16 protein-coding genes are annotated in these 16,011 nt (G+C 62.3%); 7 read left to right on the top strand and 9 right to left on the bottom strand.

Annotated elements, in window-relative coordinates:
• Positions 1-57: 57 nt before the first annotated feature.
• From ACTIE1_RS13820 to ACTIE1_RS13805, 4 genes are all read right to left on the bottom strand, one after another.
• Positions 58-2,097, bottom strand: coding sequence for an ASKHA domain-containing protein (locus ACTIE1_RS13820; protein ID WP_439560777.1), 2,040 nt, complete (start codon positions 2,095-2,097; stop codon positions 58-60).
• Between the two features lie 85 nt (positions 2,098-2,182).
• A complete protein-coding gene (locus ACTIE1_RS13815) occupies positions 2,183-2,599 on the bottom strand; it encodes a universal stress protein (RefSeq protein ID WP_439560776.1) in 417 nt (138 codons plus the stop codon).
• Between the two features lie 113 nt (positions 2,600-2,712).
• Positions 2,713-3,129, bottom strand: a complete 417-nt coding sequence (locus ACTIE1_RS13810; protein ID WP_439560775.1) for a universal stress protein — start codon at positions 3,127-3,129, stop codon at positions 2,713-2,715.
• 23 nt (positions 3,130-3,152) lie between these two features.
• Positions 3,153-3,566, bottom strand: coding sequence for a universal stress protein (locus ACTIE1_RS13805; protein ID WP_439560774.1), 414 nt, complete (start codon positions 3,564-3,566; stop codon positions 3,153-3,155).
• Between the two features lie 208 nt (positions 3,567-3,774).
• On the opposite strand from ACTIE1_RS13805, the gene glmU reads away from it, so the two are divergent.
• From glmU to ACTIE1_RS13790, 3 genes are read left to right on the top strand one after another with little or no spacing between them, the layout of a single operon-like run.
• Positions 3,775-5,124, top strand: a complete 1,350-nt coding sequence (gene glmU, locus ACTIE1_RS13800; protein ID WP_439563446.1) for a bifunctional UDP-N-acetylglucosamine diphosphorylase/glucosamine-1-phosphate N-acetyltransferase GlmU — start codon at positions 3,775-3,777, stop codon at positions 5,122-5,124.
• Positions 5,125-5,129: 5 nt separating this feature from the next.
• Positions 5,130-6,941 carry a glutamine--fructose-6-phosphate transaminase (isomerizing) gene (gene glmS / locus ACTIE1_RS13795; RefSeq protein ID WP_439560772.1) on the top strand — a complete coding sequence of 604 codons (1,812 nt, stop codon included), beginning with the start codon at positions 5,130-5,132 and terminating at the stop codon, positions 6,939-6,941.
• Positions 6,938-7,630, top strand: coding sequence for a DNA alkylation repair protein (locus tag ACTIE1_RS13790; protein ID WP_439560771.1), 693 nt, complete (start codon positions 6,938-6,940; stop codon positions 7,628-7,630). Before glmS ends, ACTIE1_RS13790 begins: the two co-directional genes overlap by 4 nt.
• Positions 7,631-7,639: 9 nt before the next feature.
• Here the strand turns inward: ACTIE1_RS13790 and hisA are convergent, their stop codons facing one another.
• The 4 genes from hisA to ACTIE1_RS13770 all read right to left on the bottom strand — a co-directional run bounded on the left by hisA (position 7,640) and on the right by ACTIE1_RS13770 (position 11,292).
• A complete protein-coding gene (gene hisA, locus ACTIE1_RS13785) occupies positions 7,640-8,362 on the bottom strand; it encodes a 1-(5-phosphoribosyl)-5-[(5-phosphoribosylamino)methylideneamino]imidazole-4-carboxamide isomerase (RefSeq protein WP_439560770.1) in 723 nt (240 codons plus the stop codon).
• Positions 8,363-8,481: 119 nt separating this feature from the next.
• Positions 8,482-8,946, bottom strand: a complete 465-nt coding sequence (locus ACTIE1_RS13780) for a DNA polymerase III subunit chi (protein WP_439560769.1) — start codon at positions 8,944-8,946, stop codon at positions 8,482-8,484.
• A 2-nt stretch (positions 8,947-8,948) separates the two neighbouring features.
• Complete coding sequence (locus tag ACTIE1_RS13775; protein WP_439560768.1) at positions 8,949-10,433, bottom strand: leucyl aminopeptidase; 1,485 nt, start codon at positions 10,431-10,433, stop codon at positions 8,949-8,951.
• Between the two features lie 85 nt (positions 10,434-10,518).
• Positions 10,519-11,292, bottom strand: a complete 774-nt coding sequence (locus ACTIE1_RS13770) for a MipA/OmpV family protein (protein WP_439560767.1) — start codon at positions 11,290-11,292, stop codon at positions 10,519-10,521.
• A gap of 168 nt (positions 11,293-11,460) precedes the next feature.
• Here ACTIE1_RS13770 and ACTIE1_RS13765 point away from each other — a divergent pair, with 168 nt between their 5' ends.
• From ACTIE1_RS13765 to cueR, 3 genes are all read left to right on the top strand, one after another.
• Positions 11,461-12,078: a (d)CMP kinase gene (locus ACTIE1_RS13765; RefSeq protein WP_439560766.1), complete on the top strand. Its 618-nt coding sequence runs from the start codon at positions 11,461-11,463 to the stop codon at positions 12,076-12,078.
• Positions 12,079-12,186: 108 nt separating this feature from the next.
• Positions 12,187-14,673, top strand: coding sequence for a heavy metal translocating P-type ATPase (locus ACTIE1_RS13760; protein WP_439560765.1), 2,487 nt, complete (start codon positions 12,187-12,189; stop codon positions 14,671-14,673).
• On the top strand, positions 14,670-15,062 hold the full coding sequence (gene cueR, locus ACTIE1_RS13755) for a Cu(I)-responsive transcriptional regulator (protein ID WP_439560764.1): 393 nt from the start codon (positions 14,670-14,672) through the stop codon (positions 15,060-15,062). The genes ACTIE1_RS13760 and cueR overlap by 4 nt, the downstream gene beginning before the upstream one ends.
• A 3-nt stretch (positions 15,063-15,065) precedes the next feature.
• Here cueR and ACTIE1_RS13750 read toward each other — a convergent pair whose 3' ends face one another.
• Positions 15,066-15,308: a hypothetical protein gene (locus tag ACTIE1_RS13750; protein ID WP_439560763.1), complete on the bottom strand. Its 243-nt coding sequence runs from the start codon at positions 15,306-15,308 to the stop codon at positions 15,066-15,068.
• A gap of 195 nt (positions 15,309-15,503) precedes the next feature.
• Here ACTIE1_RS13750 and ACTIE1_RS13745 point away from each other — a divergent pair, with 195 nt between their 5' ends.
• Positions 15,504-15,797: a DUF1330 domain-containing protein gene (locus tag ACTIE1_RS13745; protein ID WP_439560762.1), complete on the top strand. Its 294-nt coding sequence runs from the start codon at positions 15,504-15,506 to the stop codon at positions 15,795-15,797.
• Positions 15,798-16,011: the final 214 nt, after the last annotated feature.

The raw sequence follows: 16,011 nt of genomic DNA, 5'->3' as shown, positions 1-16,011 counted from the left end.
CTGCATCCGGGCTTTTTGTTATGAACAAGGGCAGGCTTTAAGCGCCGTGAATATGATCTAGCCGCGCTTGCGTCTGCGCCGCCCGCCATCGCCGTCACCGCCGCCGGTGTTGAAACTTACATCGGGCAGGGTGACAATCTGCGCCAGTTCGGGAAAACCGTCCACGGCATGGGGCAGGGCGCTGGCATTGACGAAATGTTCCTGAAAACGCGGCTCGATGGCGGTTTCGACCTTGTGGATACGCCGCACCGTCGCCTCGATTGCGGCGCGGGCACTGGCGCTGCACAGTGCAATGCGTGCGCCATGTCCGGCTGCATTTCCCGCACTGGTCACATTCGCCAGCAGCGCGTCGGGGATCATGCCCAGAACCATCGCGTGTTTGGGGCTGATATGCGCGCCAAACGCACCGGCCAGAACAACGCGGTCCACATGATCGGCGCAGATTTCGTCCATCAACAGGCGCGCACCCGCATAAAGTGCGGATTTGGCCAGTTGGATGGCGCGAATATCGCCTTGGGTCACGGTAATGCGCGGCCCGCCCGTGGCGCTGGCATCATGGATCAGATAGGCATGTGTGCGCCCCTCGGACTGGCAGCGCCATGTGCCGGTCTGTTCCGCAGACCCGATCAGGCCCGACTTGTCCACCAGCCCCGCCATGCGCATTTCGGCCACAGCCTCGATAATGCCCGACCCGCAAATCCCTGTTACGCCGGTGGACGCTATGGCATCGCCAAATGCGGGGTCATCCGACCACAAATCGCAGCCGATCACGCGAAAGCGCGGCTCGCGCGTGGCGGGGTCAATGCGAATGGCCTCGATCGCGCCGGGGGCCGCGCGCTGGCCTGATGATATCTGCGCCCCCTCAAATGCGGGGCCAGTGGGGGACGAACAGGCCAGAACGCGGCGCTTGTCGCCCAGCAGGATTTCGGCATTGGTGCCCACATCAACCACCAAGACCAGATCGTCCGATGTTTCGGGGCTCTCGGATAGGGCGACCGCAGCCGCATCCGCGCCCACATGCCCCGCAATGCAGGGCAGCAGATAGGTGCGCGCAGCGGGGTTCATGGCATGCAGGTCCAATTCGCGCGCGTCCAGCGACAGCGAATCGGACGTGGCCAGCGCGAAAGGGGCCTGCCCCAGTTCCACAGGATCAATGCCCAGAAACAGGTGATGCATGACAGGGTTGCACACGACCACAGCTTCCATGATTTCGCGTGCCGTTATGCCCGCGTCCTGCGCGATGGCGTCAAACAGGGTGTTCATGCCTTCGCGCACGGTGCGTGTCATTTCCACATCGCCGCCGGGGTTCATCATCGCATAGCTGACGCGCGACATCAGATCCTCGCCAAAGCGGATTTGCGGGTTCATGATCCCTGATGATGTCACAACCGCGCCGGTGCGCAAATCGCACAGATGCGCGGCAATGGTGGTGGACCCAAGATCGACCGCCAGACCGTAAAGCCCGCCTTCATACAGCCCCGGCCAGATATCCAGAACCCGATGCGGGCCATCGCGGTGGTCCTTGTGCAGGGCGACTGTCACCTGCCACGCGCCTTGCCGCAACGCCGGTTGCAGCTTGCGCAGCACGTCCAGCGATGCGGTCACCGTGTCGATCTGCCATTGTTCACGCAGCGCGTCGCAAAGGCGTTCAAGATCGCCCGAGGGTTCGTGCATGTCGGGTTCGGTCACATCCACCAGATACAGCCGTGTTGCTGGGTCCATGGTGATGGGGCGCGCGCTGGCGGCCTTGCGCACGACCTGCCGGTGCACCTGACTTTCGGCGGGCACATCAATGACCACATCGCCCATGATCTGCGCCTGACAGCCCAGCCGCCGCCCGTCCTTCAGCCCGCGCTTGTCGTGATAGCGTTGCTCAACCGCGTTCCAGTCCGACAGGGCATCACTGGCCACTGTGACACCATGCTTGGAAAACTCGCCATACCCGGGCGAGATCTGGCATTTGGAACATATGCCGCGCCCGCCGCACACCGAATCCAGATCGACGCCCAGTTGGCGCGCAGCCGTCAGAACCGGCGTCCCCAATGGAAAACGCCCCCGTTTGCCCGAGGGTGTGAAAATGACCAACGCATCTGACATCTGCCGCCTCCTGTAATCTGCCCTTCAGATAACGGCTTATGCGTAATAGGAAAGGCCGGATCGCGGCATATGGCGGAAAAAAGCGTCAGCGTTCAACCAGAACCGATATCGGAGAGTGGCGCACAACGCGCGCGGCGGTCGAGCCGATGAAATAATCGCTCATCCCCGGTTTGTGGCTGGCAATCATGATCAGGTCGGCATTGCATTCGCGGGCGCATTTCAGAATATTCTCGGACGGGCGTCCGCCGCGCAGGTCGATATCCACATTCTTGGCCTTGGCGCGTGCGGCCAGCGATTCCAGTTGCGTCCGGATGGATTTGCGATGGTTCAGCAGCTGGTCCTTGGATACAGCGGCGGTCAGATAGGCCGGAATTTCATCCATCACATGCACCAGTGTGATCGATCCGCCCGCTTCCACAAGTTTGTTCGCCTTGTCGATCAGGCTGCGGCTGGTGGCACCCCTGTTGAACAGGGCAACGGCAATAACGATGGATTTATACATTCAGGTCTCTCCCGCGTCGGTTGATTGCGTGAAGCATGGCACAGCATGCCATGCAAAGCAAACCCCCGCGCCCTCCATGGTGACGGCGCGGGGGGGTGCAACAGTCCGTTGGCCTAGCGCGTTACCAGAACAGACACTTGTGCGTGCCGGACAATCCGCGCGGCGGTCGAGCCGATGAAATAGTCACTCAACCCCGGTTTGTGGCTGGCGATCATGATCAGGTCGGCGTTTGCCTCCTGGGCGCAGCCCAGAATCGACGCTGACGGCTGGCCCTGACGAATGACCGTGCTGACGCTCATATCGGAATATTCGCCGGCAATGGCGGCCAGCTGTTCCTCGACATCGCGGCGGCGTGCCGAAATCTGGCTTTGCGGAATGGCAGCGGCCACATAGCCGGGAATTTCGTCGATGACATGCACCAGCGTGACCTTGCCGCCCTCGGACAGCAATTTGCGCGCTTTGTCCAGCGCCGCGCGGGTTGTGGCCCCTTCGTTGAACAATGCGGCTGCGATGATGATGGAGTTATACATATTTATGGTTTCCTTTGGTTGTATCAGCGTTGAATCAGCACGGAACAGGTCGCATGGCGCACAACGCGCGCCGCAGTTGACCCGATGAAATAGTCCCCAAGTCCGGGTTTGTGGCTGGCAATCATGATCAGGTCGGCATTGCTGTCCTCGGCGGCCTGCATGATCTGCCCTGATGCCGCGCCATAGCGCACATCCTCGATAACGCGCAGGCCATCGGCAGGGTTTGTCATGGCCTTCAGTTCCACCACGGCTTCGGCGCGGCGGCGTTCTTGTGTGTCGCGCGGCAATTGCGCGGCAATGAAACCGGGCACTTCCTCCAGTACATGGACAAGGCGCATTTCCCCGCCCGCATCCAACAAGCTGGCCGCGCGCCTGACCAGCGCTTTGGCCTGATCGGTATGTTCCAGATCCACCGCGACAATTATTCTGCCATACATGTTCTAAGTCCTTCATTTTCCTGTTGCGCTGGGCATAGTTTGACACCCAGCTTCGCCCATGACGTTGATTTCTGTCAAATTGGAAATGGGACATACCGATTTTTGCCTGTTTCAGCCTGAAATCAGAAGTGAACCTTGTGTGCCTTGCGTCCTGTGCCGTAATTGGGGCAGAACCGCGCAACAAAAATTATAGAAAGAGTGGGGCATTATGTCGGTTTCGTTGATTATCCTTGCTGCCGGACAGGGCAGTCGCATGCAATCGGATATGCCAAAAGTCCTTCACCCGCTGGCGCAGGTGCCGCTGGTCCTTCATTGCATGCGTGCAGGGCGCGCATTGGACCCTGATCATGTTGTCGTCGTGGTGGGGCACGGCGCGGATCAGGTGGAACATGTCGTTCTGTCCGAGGACGAGCGCGCCAAGGTCGTGGTGCAGGCGCAGCAGCTGGGTACCGCGCATGCCGTGGCGCAGGCGGCTGATGCACTTTCCGGGGCGTCCGGTGATGTGGTGGTGCTGTATGGCGACACGCCCTTTATCAGCGAGCAGACGCTGCACGCGCTGCGCGCGGCACGCGCCACACATGATGTTGTCGTGCTGGGGTTCACTGCCGCGGATCCCGCGCGCTACGGGCGGCTGGTCACGGCGGGGGATACGCTGGAACGTATCGTTGAATTCAAGGATGCAACGGATGAAGAGCGCGCGATAACCCTTTGCAATAGCGGGGTGATATGTGCGGATCGTGCGCAATTGTTCGACCTTGTTGCGCAGGTCGGAAATGACAATGCGGCCAGCGAGTATTACCTGACCGACATTGTGGCGCTTGCGCGCGCGCAGGGCCTGTCCGCCGGTGTCGTGATCTGCCCGCAATCCGAGACACTGGGCATCAATACCCGCGCCGAACTGGCCGCCGCAGAAGCTGCCTTTCAGGCGCGCGCGCGCATGCAAGCACTGGAAAACGGCGTGGCCATGCAAGCGCCAGATACGGTGATTTTCGCACAGGACACGGTGATCGGCTGCGACAGTATCATCGAACCCTATGTCGTGTTCGGCCCCGGTGTCAGCGTTGAAGGTGGCGCAACCATCCGCGCGTTCAGCCATCTGGAAGGCGCGCATGTCAGCCGTGGGGCGGTGGTCGGCCCCTATGCGCGGCTGCGCCCCGGGGCAGAACTGGCCGAGGATGTGCGCGTCGGCAATTTCGTTGAAATCAAGAATGCCACGCTGGACGAGGGCGCGAAGGTCAACCACCTCAGCTATGTCGGTGATGCGGATATCGGCGCGCGGGCCAATCTGGGCGCGGGCACGGTCACATGCAATTATGACGGGGTGTTCAAGCATCATACCACCATTGGCGAAGGGGCTTTCATCGGGTCCAGCACCATGTTGGTCGCGCCTGTTGTTGTGGGCGCGCATGCCATGACAGGGTCGGGGTCGGTCATTACCAGTGATGTGCCCGATGGCGCGCTTGCGCTGGGACGGGCACGGCAGGACACCAAACCGGGGCTTGGCAAGCGGCTGATGGACAAGTTGCGCGCCGCAAAAGCCGCGCGCGTGAAAGGATAATTGGTATGTGTGGTATTGTTGGTGTTCTTGGCAATCACGAAGTGTCGCCGCTGATTCTGGATGCGTTGAAACGGCTGGAATATCGCGGCTATGACAGCGCGGGCATTGCGACGGTCAATCGCGGCCATCTGGACCGCCGCCGTGCGGTGGGCAAGCTGATCAACCTGTCGGATGTGATGGTGCATGACGCACTTCCGGGCCGGTCGGGGATTGGCCATACCCGCTGGGCCACCCATGGCAGCCCGACCGTGGAAAATGCCCATCCCCATCAGGCGGGGCGCGTGGCCGTGGTGCATAACGGCATAATCGAGAATTTCCGCGCCCTGCGCGACGAACTGGGCGCGGCAGGCGCGCATTTCAGCAGCCAGACCGATACCGAGACGATTGTGCAACTGACAAGTGCGTATCTGGATCAGGGCATGACGCCGGTTCAGGCCGCGCGCGCAACCCTGTCGCGGCTGGAGGGGGCGTTCGCGCTGGCCTTCCTGTTCGCAGGCGAGGACGACCTGATGATCGGCGCGCGGCGCGGCTCGCCACTGGCGATCGGGCATGGGGATGGTGAAATGTATCTGGGCTCGGACGCTATTGCGCTGGCGCCGATGACCGACCGCATCACCTATCTGGAAGACGGGGACTGGACGGTCATTACACGGGCAGGCGCGCAGATATTCGACGCCGACGGCAACCAGACCAACCGGCGCATGCAGCATATCAATGTTGACTCCGCGCGCGTGGACAAATCCGGCCACCGCCATTTCATGGCCAAGGAAATGGCCGAACAGCCCGCCGTGCTGCAAGCCGCGCTGGAACAATATTCAGGGCCTGACGGGCTGGACCTGCCGGCAGGGCTGGAATTCGCGCGCGCCGACCGGCTGGTCATGGTGGCCTGTGGCACGGCATTTTATGCCTGTCAGGTGGCGAAATACTGGTTTGAAAAATATGCGGGCCTGTCGGTCGAGTTGGATATCGCTTCCGAATTCCGCTACCGCGATCCGGTTCTGGGGCCGGACAATATGGCGCTGTTTGTCAGCCAGTCGGGCGAAACCGCCGACACATTGGCCGCGTTGCGCCATGTGCAGGGGCGTGTGGCCCAAGTGGTGTCGGTGGTGAATGTGCCCACATCCTCCATCGCGCGCGAAAGCGATCTGGCGCTGACCATCCATGCAGGGCCGGAAATCGGCGTGGCCTCGACCAAGGCATTTACCGCGCAGTTGCAGGTTCTGGCATTGCTGGCCTTGCAAGCCGGGCTGGCGCGCGGGCATCTTGCCGCGCCCGAACACGCCGATCTTGTGGCGCAGTTGCGCAGTGCACCGGGTTTCATCGCACAAGCGCTTGACCGCGAAGAAGAAATCCGCCGCGTCACTGAATCCTTGTCCAAGGCCCGTGATGTGTTGTTTCTGGGGCGCGGGGTCATGTATCCCATCGCGCTGGAAGGTGCGTTGAAACTAAAGGAAATCAGCTACATACATGCCGAAGCTTATGCAGCGGGCGAACTGAAACACGGCCCGATTGCGCTGATTGACGAAGATTTGCCTGTCATCGTTTTCGCCCGCCATGACGCGTTGTTTGAAAAGACGATTTCCAACATGCACGAGGTGATGGCCCGTCAGGGGCAGGTCTTGCTGATTTCCGACGCGCAGGGGCTGGCGGCGGCGGGTGATGTGCCGCGCAGCCTGCAAATGCCGGCCGTGCCCGAACTTATCGCGCCGATTGTCTATGCGGTGCCTGCACAGCTTATTGCCTATCACACGGCGCTGCATCTGGGCACCGATGTGGACCAGCCGCGCAATCTGGCCAAATCGGTAACGGTCGAATGACCGGCGACAGCGCAGACCTGCTGGCGCATCTGCGCAGCCTGTCGGACGCGGGCAAGGCGGCTGAAATGGCCGCCTATCACAAGACCCCGCGCGATTTTCTGGGCATATCGGCGCAGCTTCTGGACGAGATGGCGCGCGATTTGCGCCGCGACCACGGCCTGCCCGCGCGCTGCGATATGGCGCAGGCACTGTGGGACAGCAACATCCATGAGGCGCGTATTCTGGCGGCAAAGCTGCTGACACAGGCGCGCATGCGGCCGGAAGACAGCACCGCATGGACCATGATTGCGACATGGGCGCAGGATTTCGACAGCTGGGCGCTGGCGGATCATGCGGCCATTGCAGGGGCCAAGCGGTTGCAGGCCGATCCTGCCCGACTGGACCAGGTGGCGGGCTGGATCACCCACCCCAATATGTGGACGCGCCGCGCGGCCTTGGTCATGACGCTGCCCTGGGCGAGACTGCCCCATCCCAAAGCCGCCGATATTGCCGCGCGCGAACAGGTGCTTGGCTGGGCCGAACAATTGGTGCCCGACCGTGACAGGTTCATCCAGAAGGCGATTGCATGGTGGCTTCGTGACCTGTCGCGCCGCAATCCGGACCGCGTGCGCGAATTTCTGGCGGGGCCGGGGTCCGCCCTCAGCAAACCCGCGCAGCGAGAGGCCGCGCGCAACCTACCCCCCGCATAGCGGGGGCGGCTACCCTTTCAGGGCCGCCAGGGCCTGTGCCAGATCCAGCTTGCCATCATACAGCGCGCGGCCCGAAATGGCCCCGTCCAGCGCTGCGCCGCAATCGCGCAAGGCCACAAGATCCTCCAGCCGCGACACGCCGCCCGAGGCGATGACAGGTATGCGCGTGGCCTGCGCAAGGGCGGCAGTTGCCGCCACATTCGGCCCCTGCATCGCCCCGTCGCGGTTGATATCGGTATAGATAATCGCCGCAACGCCTGCATCCTCGAACCGGCGGGCCAGTTCTGTCACCTCGACATCGGTTTCGGTCTCCCAACCCTTGGTCGCCACGCGCCCCTCTCTCGCGTCAATTCCCACAGCCACCCGACCGGGAAACGCACCCGCCGCCTGTCGCACCAGATCGGGGTTTTCCACGGCCACGGTGCCAAGGATCACACGGCGCAGCCCTTTGTCCAGCCACATCTCGATCGTGGCCATATCCCGGATGCCGCCACCCAGCTGGCAGGGAATATCCACAGCGGCCAGAATCCCCTCGACCGCACCTGCATTGACGGGACTGCCCGCAAAGGCCCCGTTCAGATCCACCAGATGCAGCCATTCCGCCCCTTGCGCCGCAAAGGCGCGGGCCTGCGCGGCTGGGTCGTCATTGAACACGGTCGCCTGATCCATAGCGCCCTTATACAGGCGCACACATTGCCCGTCTTTCAGATCAATTGCCGGATAAAGGATCATGCGCGCGCCTCTCGAACTTGTGGTGTTTGCCTGCTTACTAGCCTGCGCCGCCGGATACTGGAACCGCATTTGACTTCATCTTGCCAAAAATACTCAAATTCCACCTGTGCGCCCGCGCGTCACCCGCCAGATTGTGCCTTCAACTGCCACCGCCCGCTGTCCTCGGACCAGTATTCCGCCTGCACGCCTGCGGCTGCCACGGCCTTCCACTGGCTGCGCGCCTTGTCCATGGCGGCAGGGTCATGCCCGTCGAACAAGACCCATAACCGCTCCAGCCCAAGGGCCTCTTGCGGGGTGGCCTCGGCCATGTCGATGACCATCAGGCAGGCGGGGGAATTGGGGCAGGCGTGGTCCGTCGTCAGCAAGACGGGCTGATCGGCGTCATCGGCCCCGCCCGCAAGGCCATGTGGCAGAAACCCCGCCTTGTCGCGCGACCAAAGCATCTCATCCAGTCGCGCCAGCACGTCGTCGCTGCGTCCGCGCACGGTCACGCGCCACCCTGTTTGATACGCGCGTTCCAGCAGCATATGCGCTGTAACCTCCAGCGGGTTGCGCGTCAGGTGATAGAACATGACCTTGCCCATGCTCAGCCGTCCTCGAATTCCGCACGGATCAGGGCATCCAGCGCCAGAACGCCCCAGCCTGACGCTCCTTTGGGCGCATGGGCACTGTCGGATTTCGTCAGCGCCACACCGGCAATGTCCAGGTGTATCCACGGGGTTTCGGGCATGATGAAACGTTGCAGGAACTGCGCCGCCGTAATGGAACCGGCAGGGCGTCCGCCCGAATTCTTCACATCCGCAATCCGTGACGAAATCAGCTTGTCATAGCCTGCCCCAAGCGGCATGCGCCACGCCCCTTCGCCCACCTGATCTGCGGCCTTCAAAAAGGCATTGGCCAAGGCGTCATTATTCGAGAATACGCCCGCCTTGTCATGCCCCAGCGCGATGATGATGGCGCCTGTCAATGTGGCAAGGTCGATCACGGCGCGCGGGGCAAAGCGGTCCTGCGCATACCAAAGCACATCGGCCAGCACCATGCGCCCCTCGGCATCGGTGTTGATCACCTCGATCATGTCGCCTTTCAGCGATTTCACGACATCGCCGGGCCGCTGGGCGCGGCCATCGGGCATGTTTTCGACCAGACCCACCAGTCCCACGACATTCGCGCGCGCCTTGCGTGTCGCCAGTGCCTGCATCAGGCCGACAGTGACCGCAGCACCACCCATATCCATGGTCATGTCTTCCATGCCTGCCGCGGGTTTGATGGACACGCCGCCCGTGTCGAACATGACGCCCTTGCCGATAATTGCCAGCGGCGCACCTTCGGCCCCCTGCCAGTGCAGGATTGCCAGTTTTGACGGGCTTTCAGACCCTTGCCCGACTGCCAGAAGCGCGCGCAGGCCAAGGCGGGTCAAGTCGTCCTCGTCCAGAATTTCCACCTTCAGGCCAAGCGTTTTCATGTCGCTGATCTGTTCGGCGAAACTGGTGGTGGTCAGCACATTTGCGGGGGCGTTGACCAGATCGCGGGTCAGGTGGACGGCGCGGGCCACGGCCAGTGCATCGGCGCAATCCGCGGCCTTGTCCGTGTCGCGGATCATCACTGTGACAGGGCCAAAACCGGGCTTGGGGTCGGATTTTTGCGCCTGATACTGATAGGCCCGCAAGGCCGTAGCTTGCAGCAGTTCGGGCAGGGGCGTGGCATCGGCACAGATCAGGGCAGGGGCTTTTGACAGTGCCTTGCCAATACTGATACCGGCCGCGCGCAATGTGGCTGCGGACGCCCCCTTGCCCAGCCGCACAATCACAAGGGCCTCGGCCTGCATGCCCGCAGGCCAGTTCAGAACCACCGCGCCGCCCGCGTCCCGTGCCGCGAAACGCGCACTTGCGACCGCGCGCGACACGGCCCCGCGCGTCAGCTTGTCCGCACGCTTTGTCGCGCGCGGCAAGGGCGCGTCCGCTTCGGCGAATATGACAACATGGCCTTCATGCGTTTGCAGCATGTCCAGATCAAAGGTCACGAATTCCGGTGCCAGCGGGCCTGTGGCAGGACGGGGGGTAGGGTGGGGCATGCGCACTCCGATTCTGTTGCGGTTTCCCCCAGACCTAGCGCGCGGCAGACGTAAATGCCACCGTCACGGACATCGCGGGCTTGCGTCAGAAACGGAAGTTGAAATGCCGCGTCACCCCGATCGAGGCCCCGACCTGATCGCGGCTGCCCTGACGCACGATTGGCGAATTGCCCGCATCCCCGCGCAGCCGGTCATAGCGCAACGTGCCCGTAATGCCCCAATCGTCACTTAAGGGTTGATACATGCCTAGTTCCACGCCCACAGAATGCACACCGCCCGATGGCCTGTAGGCCGCCAGCCCCGATGCCGAAGATTCCGCATCGGTGACACCGAAATAGCTGCGCATGAACCGCGCATTGCCAAAGCCCGCGCGCGGGCCTGCATGCACCACCAGACCATTGGCACCGCGATAGATTGCATTCGCGCCCAATTCACCCGCGACCGCCTTATGCCCGATCACACCATAGCGCAGGTCGGCAAACACCTGCCAGAACTCGGCTGTGTGGTGCACGCCCGCTCCAATTTCAAGCGATGCTTTCACATCATCCAGACCGGCAAGTTCCTTTTCCCCTTTGCGCTTGGGGATATAGCGCAGCGACCCGCGCAGGCCGGTGCCGGTTGCGAATTGGGCCGGACCATCCGGATTGCCCAGTTGCACCCGCCCGAAACTTAATCCCGTAAACCCGAAGGCCCCGCCCGGTGATATGCTGTTGCGGCTGGCCCCGAAATATTTAGGCGCCGTTGCCACCCCGCCGGTCAGCGAGAATGCAAGGGCGCGGTCCTGTGCGGCGGTCGGTCCTGCACCCAGCCCGATTGTTGCAGCAATCAGGGGGGCGATGAATATGGCGGGTTTGAACATTTACGCGGGCTTTCATTTGACGAATCTGAAGACAAGTTCTGCATCGGCAGATAGGCTAGTTTTCTTTCTTTTCCACGAACGCATTCGGGCCAGCACAAGAATGCGCTTCATCGTTGCAGTTGGGTGACAATACAGGCAAGAGGGGGCCTGGCACTTACGGAGGAGATGATGCAGTTCACAGTTGCCATTGATGGCCCTGCCGCCGCTGGCAAAGGCACAATCAGCCGTGCTGTGGCACGCGACTTCGGGTTCGCCCATCTGGATACGGGGTTGCTGTATCGCGCAGTTGGCGCCAAGGGCGGCAACCCAGTGGCCGCGGCAAAAGGGCTGACACCCGATGATCTGGCGCGCGATGATCTGCGCAGCCTTGAAGCGGGCGAGGCCGCCAGCCGCGTTGCCGCAATTCCGGAAGTGCGCGCCGCATTGACCGCGTTCCAGCGGGATTTTGCACGCCGCGACGGCGGCGCGGTTCTGGACGGGCGCGATATTGGCACCGTGATCTGCCCGCTGGCCGAGGTGAAACTGTTCATCACCGCCAGCGCCGAAACCCGCGCCCGCCGCCGTTGGCTGGAAGCGGGGGACGGGGCGGCAAGCTATGATGAGGTGTTAAGGCAGGTGCGCGAACGTGATACGCGCGACATGGCGCGTGCAGATGCGCCCCTGTGTGCCGCCAGTGACGCAGTTATCCTTGATACGACCGAGATGAGCATCACACAGGCCGTCGAGGCCGCAAGGACCATCATAGCCGCCAGACTTGCACAATTGCAGGGACAAACCCGGACATGACATCTTGCTGGACGCGATTTTCGGTATTTTCTATCGTTAGGCCTTGACCCTCCATCTACTGGAAGGGCCATGTGGTGGTGCAGATACACTTGCTGCAGGGGTTCACCGATGAATGTCCATACCGACCAGATCACGGCAAGCCGGTCCTTCCCACTTGATGGCCTGTCTTGCGCGGGCTGTGTGCGGCGCGCGGAAACGGCCCTGAATGCGGTTGAGGGGGTTCACGATGCCAGCGTCAACTTGGCATTGTCGCAGGCAACGATCCGGCTGGATGACGGTGTCGGCCTGGACAGGGTGCAGACGGCCTTGCGCAAGGCAGGCTATCCCATGCGCGTGGCGCAGATCGATCTGGAACTGGACAACATGACCTGCGGGTCTTGCGTTGCGCGTGCCGAAGCGGCGCTGTTGTCGGACCCGCAGGTGTTGCGCGCCAGTGTCAACCTGAATACCGGACGCGCGCAGGTCACCTATCCGGATGGTCAGGGCGATCCGGCGGGACTACTGCAACGGCTGGAACAGGCGGGCTATCCCGCGCGCATTCTGTCGGATGATGCAACGCAAGACAGTGACCCGCGCGCGCGCCAAAGCCGCGAAGCCGCGCATATGCGGTGGAACTTCTGGGTTGCGGGCGCGCTGACGCTGCCGGTTTTTGTGCTGGAAATGGGCGGCCATGCCTTTCCGCCCTTTCACCACTGGTTGCACCATACAATCGGAATGCAGACGCTATGGCTGGTGCAGTTCGTTCTGACAACGGCGGTTCTGGCCGGTCCGGGGCGCATGTTCTTCCTGCGCGGCCTGCCTGCGCTGTGGCGTGCGGCCCCTGATATGAACAGCCTTGTGGCCGTAGGCACGGGCGCGGCATGGGGGTTTTCCGTCATTGCCACCTTCGCCCCCGATATATTGCCCGAAGGCACGCGCGCGGTCTATTTTGAAGCGGCGGCAGTTATTGTGACGCTGATCCTGCTGGGCCGCTGGCTGGAAGCGCGCGCCAAAGGGCGCACAGGGGCTGCGATTGCGCGACTGGTCGGGATGCAGCCCAAGACCGCGCGGGTGCTGCGCGATGGTGCGCAAGTCGATATTCCAACAGCGAAGCTGGTCGCGGGGGATGTGGTTCTGGTGCGCCCCGGCGAACGGATTCCTGCCGACGGCGAACTGACCGAAGGCGAGGCGCTGGTCGATGAAAGCATGATAACGGGCGAACCGCTGCCCGTGTCCAAAGGACCGCTGGACAGGCTGGTGGGTGGCACAGTCAACGGGGCAGGGGCGTTCCGTATGACCATTACGCGCACGGGCGCCGACACGGTTCTGGCGCAGATCATTCGCATGGTCGAAGGGGCGCAGGGCGCGAAACTGCCGGTTCAGGCGCTGGTCGACAAGGTGACAATGTATTTTGTGCCGGTCGTGATTGGTATTGCGGTTCTGACAGTGCTGGTCTGGCTGGCCTTCGGTCCTGATGTGACCTTTGCGCTGGTGGCGGGGGTTTCGGTGCTTATCATCGCCTGCCCCTGTGCGATGGGGCTGGCCACACCCACATCGGTGATGGTGGGAACGGGCCGCGCCGCCGAATTGGGGGTGTTGTTCCGCAAGGGCAGTGCACTTCAGCTTATGGACCGCGTGCAGGGCGTGGCCTTCGACAAGACCGGCACCCTGACCGATGGGCGCCCCGTGCTGACCGCACTTGAGGCGCTGGGCGATGGCGATCACGCGCTTGCGCTGGCCGCCGCGCTGGAAGGGCAGTCCGAACACCCGATCGGGCGCGCGATTGTTGCGGCGGCGCAGGACAGGGGCCTGACCCTGCCTGAGATCAGCGCCTTCAAGTCGCTGACCGGACTGGGCGTGCGCGCGGTCAATGACCGGCAGGTGGTGTTGCTGGGCGCCGAAAGGCTGATGGTTCAGGAAGGGATTGAACCGGGCGCATTGCGCGACAAGGCACAGGATCTGGCGGCGCGCGGGCATACGCCGCTGTATCTGGCGCAGGGCGGGCAGATGCTGGCCATGATTGCCGTGGCCGACCAGCCCAAGGCGGGCGCGCGCCAGATGGTTGCGGCCCTTCAGGCGCAGGGCCTGCATGTCGCGATGATTTCCGGTGATGCCCGCGCGACTGCGGAGGCGATTGCGCGGGATCTGGGGATTACCCGTGTCGTCGCCGAGGTGATGCCCAAAGGCAAGGTTGACGCACTGGAGGCCCTGCGCGCCGATTGGGGCAGTGTGGCCTTCGTGGGCGACGGCATCAACGACGCCCCCGCACTGGCCGAGGCCGATGTGGGCATAGCGATTGGCACCGGCACCGATGTTGCGGTGGAAACCGCAGATGTGGTGCTGGCCTCGGGCGATCCGCGCGGTGTGGTGCAGGCGCTGGATGTATCGCGCCGCACCATGCGCAATATCCGCCAGAACCTGTTCTGGGCCTTCGCCTATAACACCGCGCTTGTTCCGGTGGCGGCGGGGGTGCTGTATCCAGCCATGGGGGTTTTGCTGTCGCCGATGCTGGCGGCAGGGGCCATGGCCCTGAGTTCGGTTTTCGTGCTATCAAACGCCTTGCGGCTGCGTTTCATGCCAGCCGTAATGCGGTCTGAAACACAGGGGGCATCATGAATATTTCCGAAGCCGGACGCAGGGCAGGTCTGCCCCCCAAGACGATCAGGTTCTATGAAGATATCGGGCTGATCCAGCCTGCGCGCATGCATAACGGCTATCGCGATTTCAGCCCCGAGGATCTGCACAGGCTGGCCTTTCTGCGCCGCGCCCGCGCGCTTGGGTTCTCGGTCGAGGAATGCCGCCAGTTGCTGGGATTGTATCACGACAAGACGCGCACAAGTGCGGATGTCAAACGCCTTGCGCGCGAGCATCTGACGCGCGTGGACGAACAGCTTGCAGAATTGCAGCAGATGCGCGCAACACTGGCCCACCTGATCGAGGCCTGTTCGGGCGATCAAAGCCCCGATTGCCCCATACTTGCCGATCTGGCGCAGCCCGCCAAATGATATTCAGGCCGTTGCTGCCAGCCGTGTTTTGCGGGCAGCAGGTTTTCTGGATTGCGGGGTTGACCGTGCCACGGGTTTCAGCGTGGTTTTCATAGCCTCCGCTTCGGCAGCGATTTCGGCCGCTGTTTCATGCGGCACCGCTTTTGCCACGCTGCACAACATGCGCAGATAGGTTTCCTGCTGCGACTGATACAGCCTGATCCAGAAAAGATTGGCCTGCATCCAGAATGAAACCGGGTCCATCATCGATTATTCCTCCCGTTATGGCGGTGACAGGATAGGATCTGTCGCGCCGGATTTCTAATAACGCATGCGTGCGTTTTGGTCTGTCTCCCGTGTTCCTTTGTATCAGGGGAAATGTAACGGCACCTTGACTTGACGCAAAAACTGGCGACTTTGTGCGGCAGCTGGCCGGACAGCATGAACAAAGGACGAATTCCAATGCCCAAAGCCTATTGGGTTGCCCATGTCGATGTCAAAGATGCCGACGCTTATGCGGCATATATTCGCGCGAATGCTGCTGCATTTGCGAAATATGACGCGAAATTCATCATTCGCGGGGGCGCGCAATCCCAGATCGAGGGGACAAGTCGCGCGCGGACAGTGGTGATTGAATTCGCTGATCTGGCAACCGCGCGCGCCTGTTATGACAGCGCGGAATATCAGGCGGCGAAGGCATTTCGCGCGCCCTGTTCCATGGCTGATCTGGTGATCGTCGAAGGGTATGGGGACTGAGTGTTCGGGGGCTTGCAGGCTGACGGACCCGCAGTGCCGGTCCGGTTTTGGTGTGTTGCGTGCGCAGGAAATGCCCAAGGCGCGGAATCAAGGGCGCAGCCCGCCGCGCCATCGGTGGGCCGTCCCGCGGCCTGCCGATTTTGCCTGTGACACACCAAGCCATTAATGGCGGAGTATGCCGCCTGCATAAAGTGCATCCCTATAACGCCGGATC

Source organism: Roseinatronobacter sp., from assembly GCF_051859525.1.
Lineage (GTDB): Bacteria > Pseudomonadota > Alphaproteobacteria > Rhodobacterales > Rhodobacteraceae > Roseinatronobacter.
This window is presented reverse-complemented; position numbering and strand designations above follow the sequence as displayed.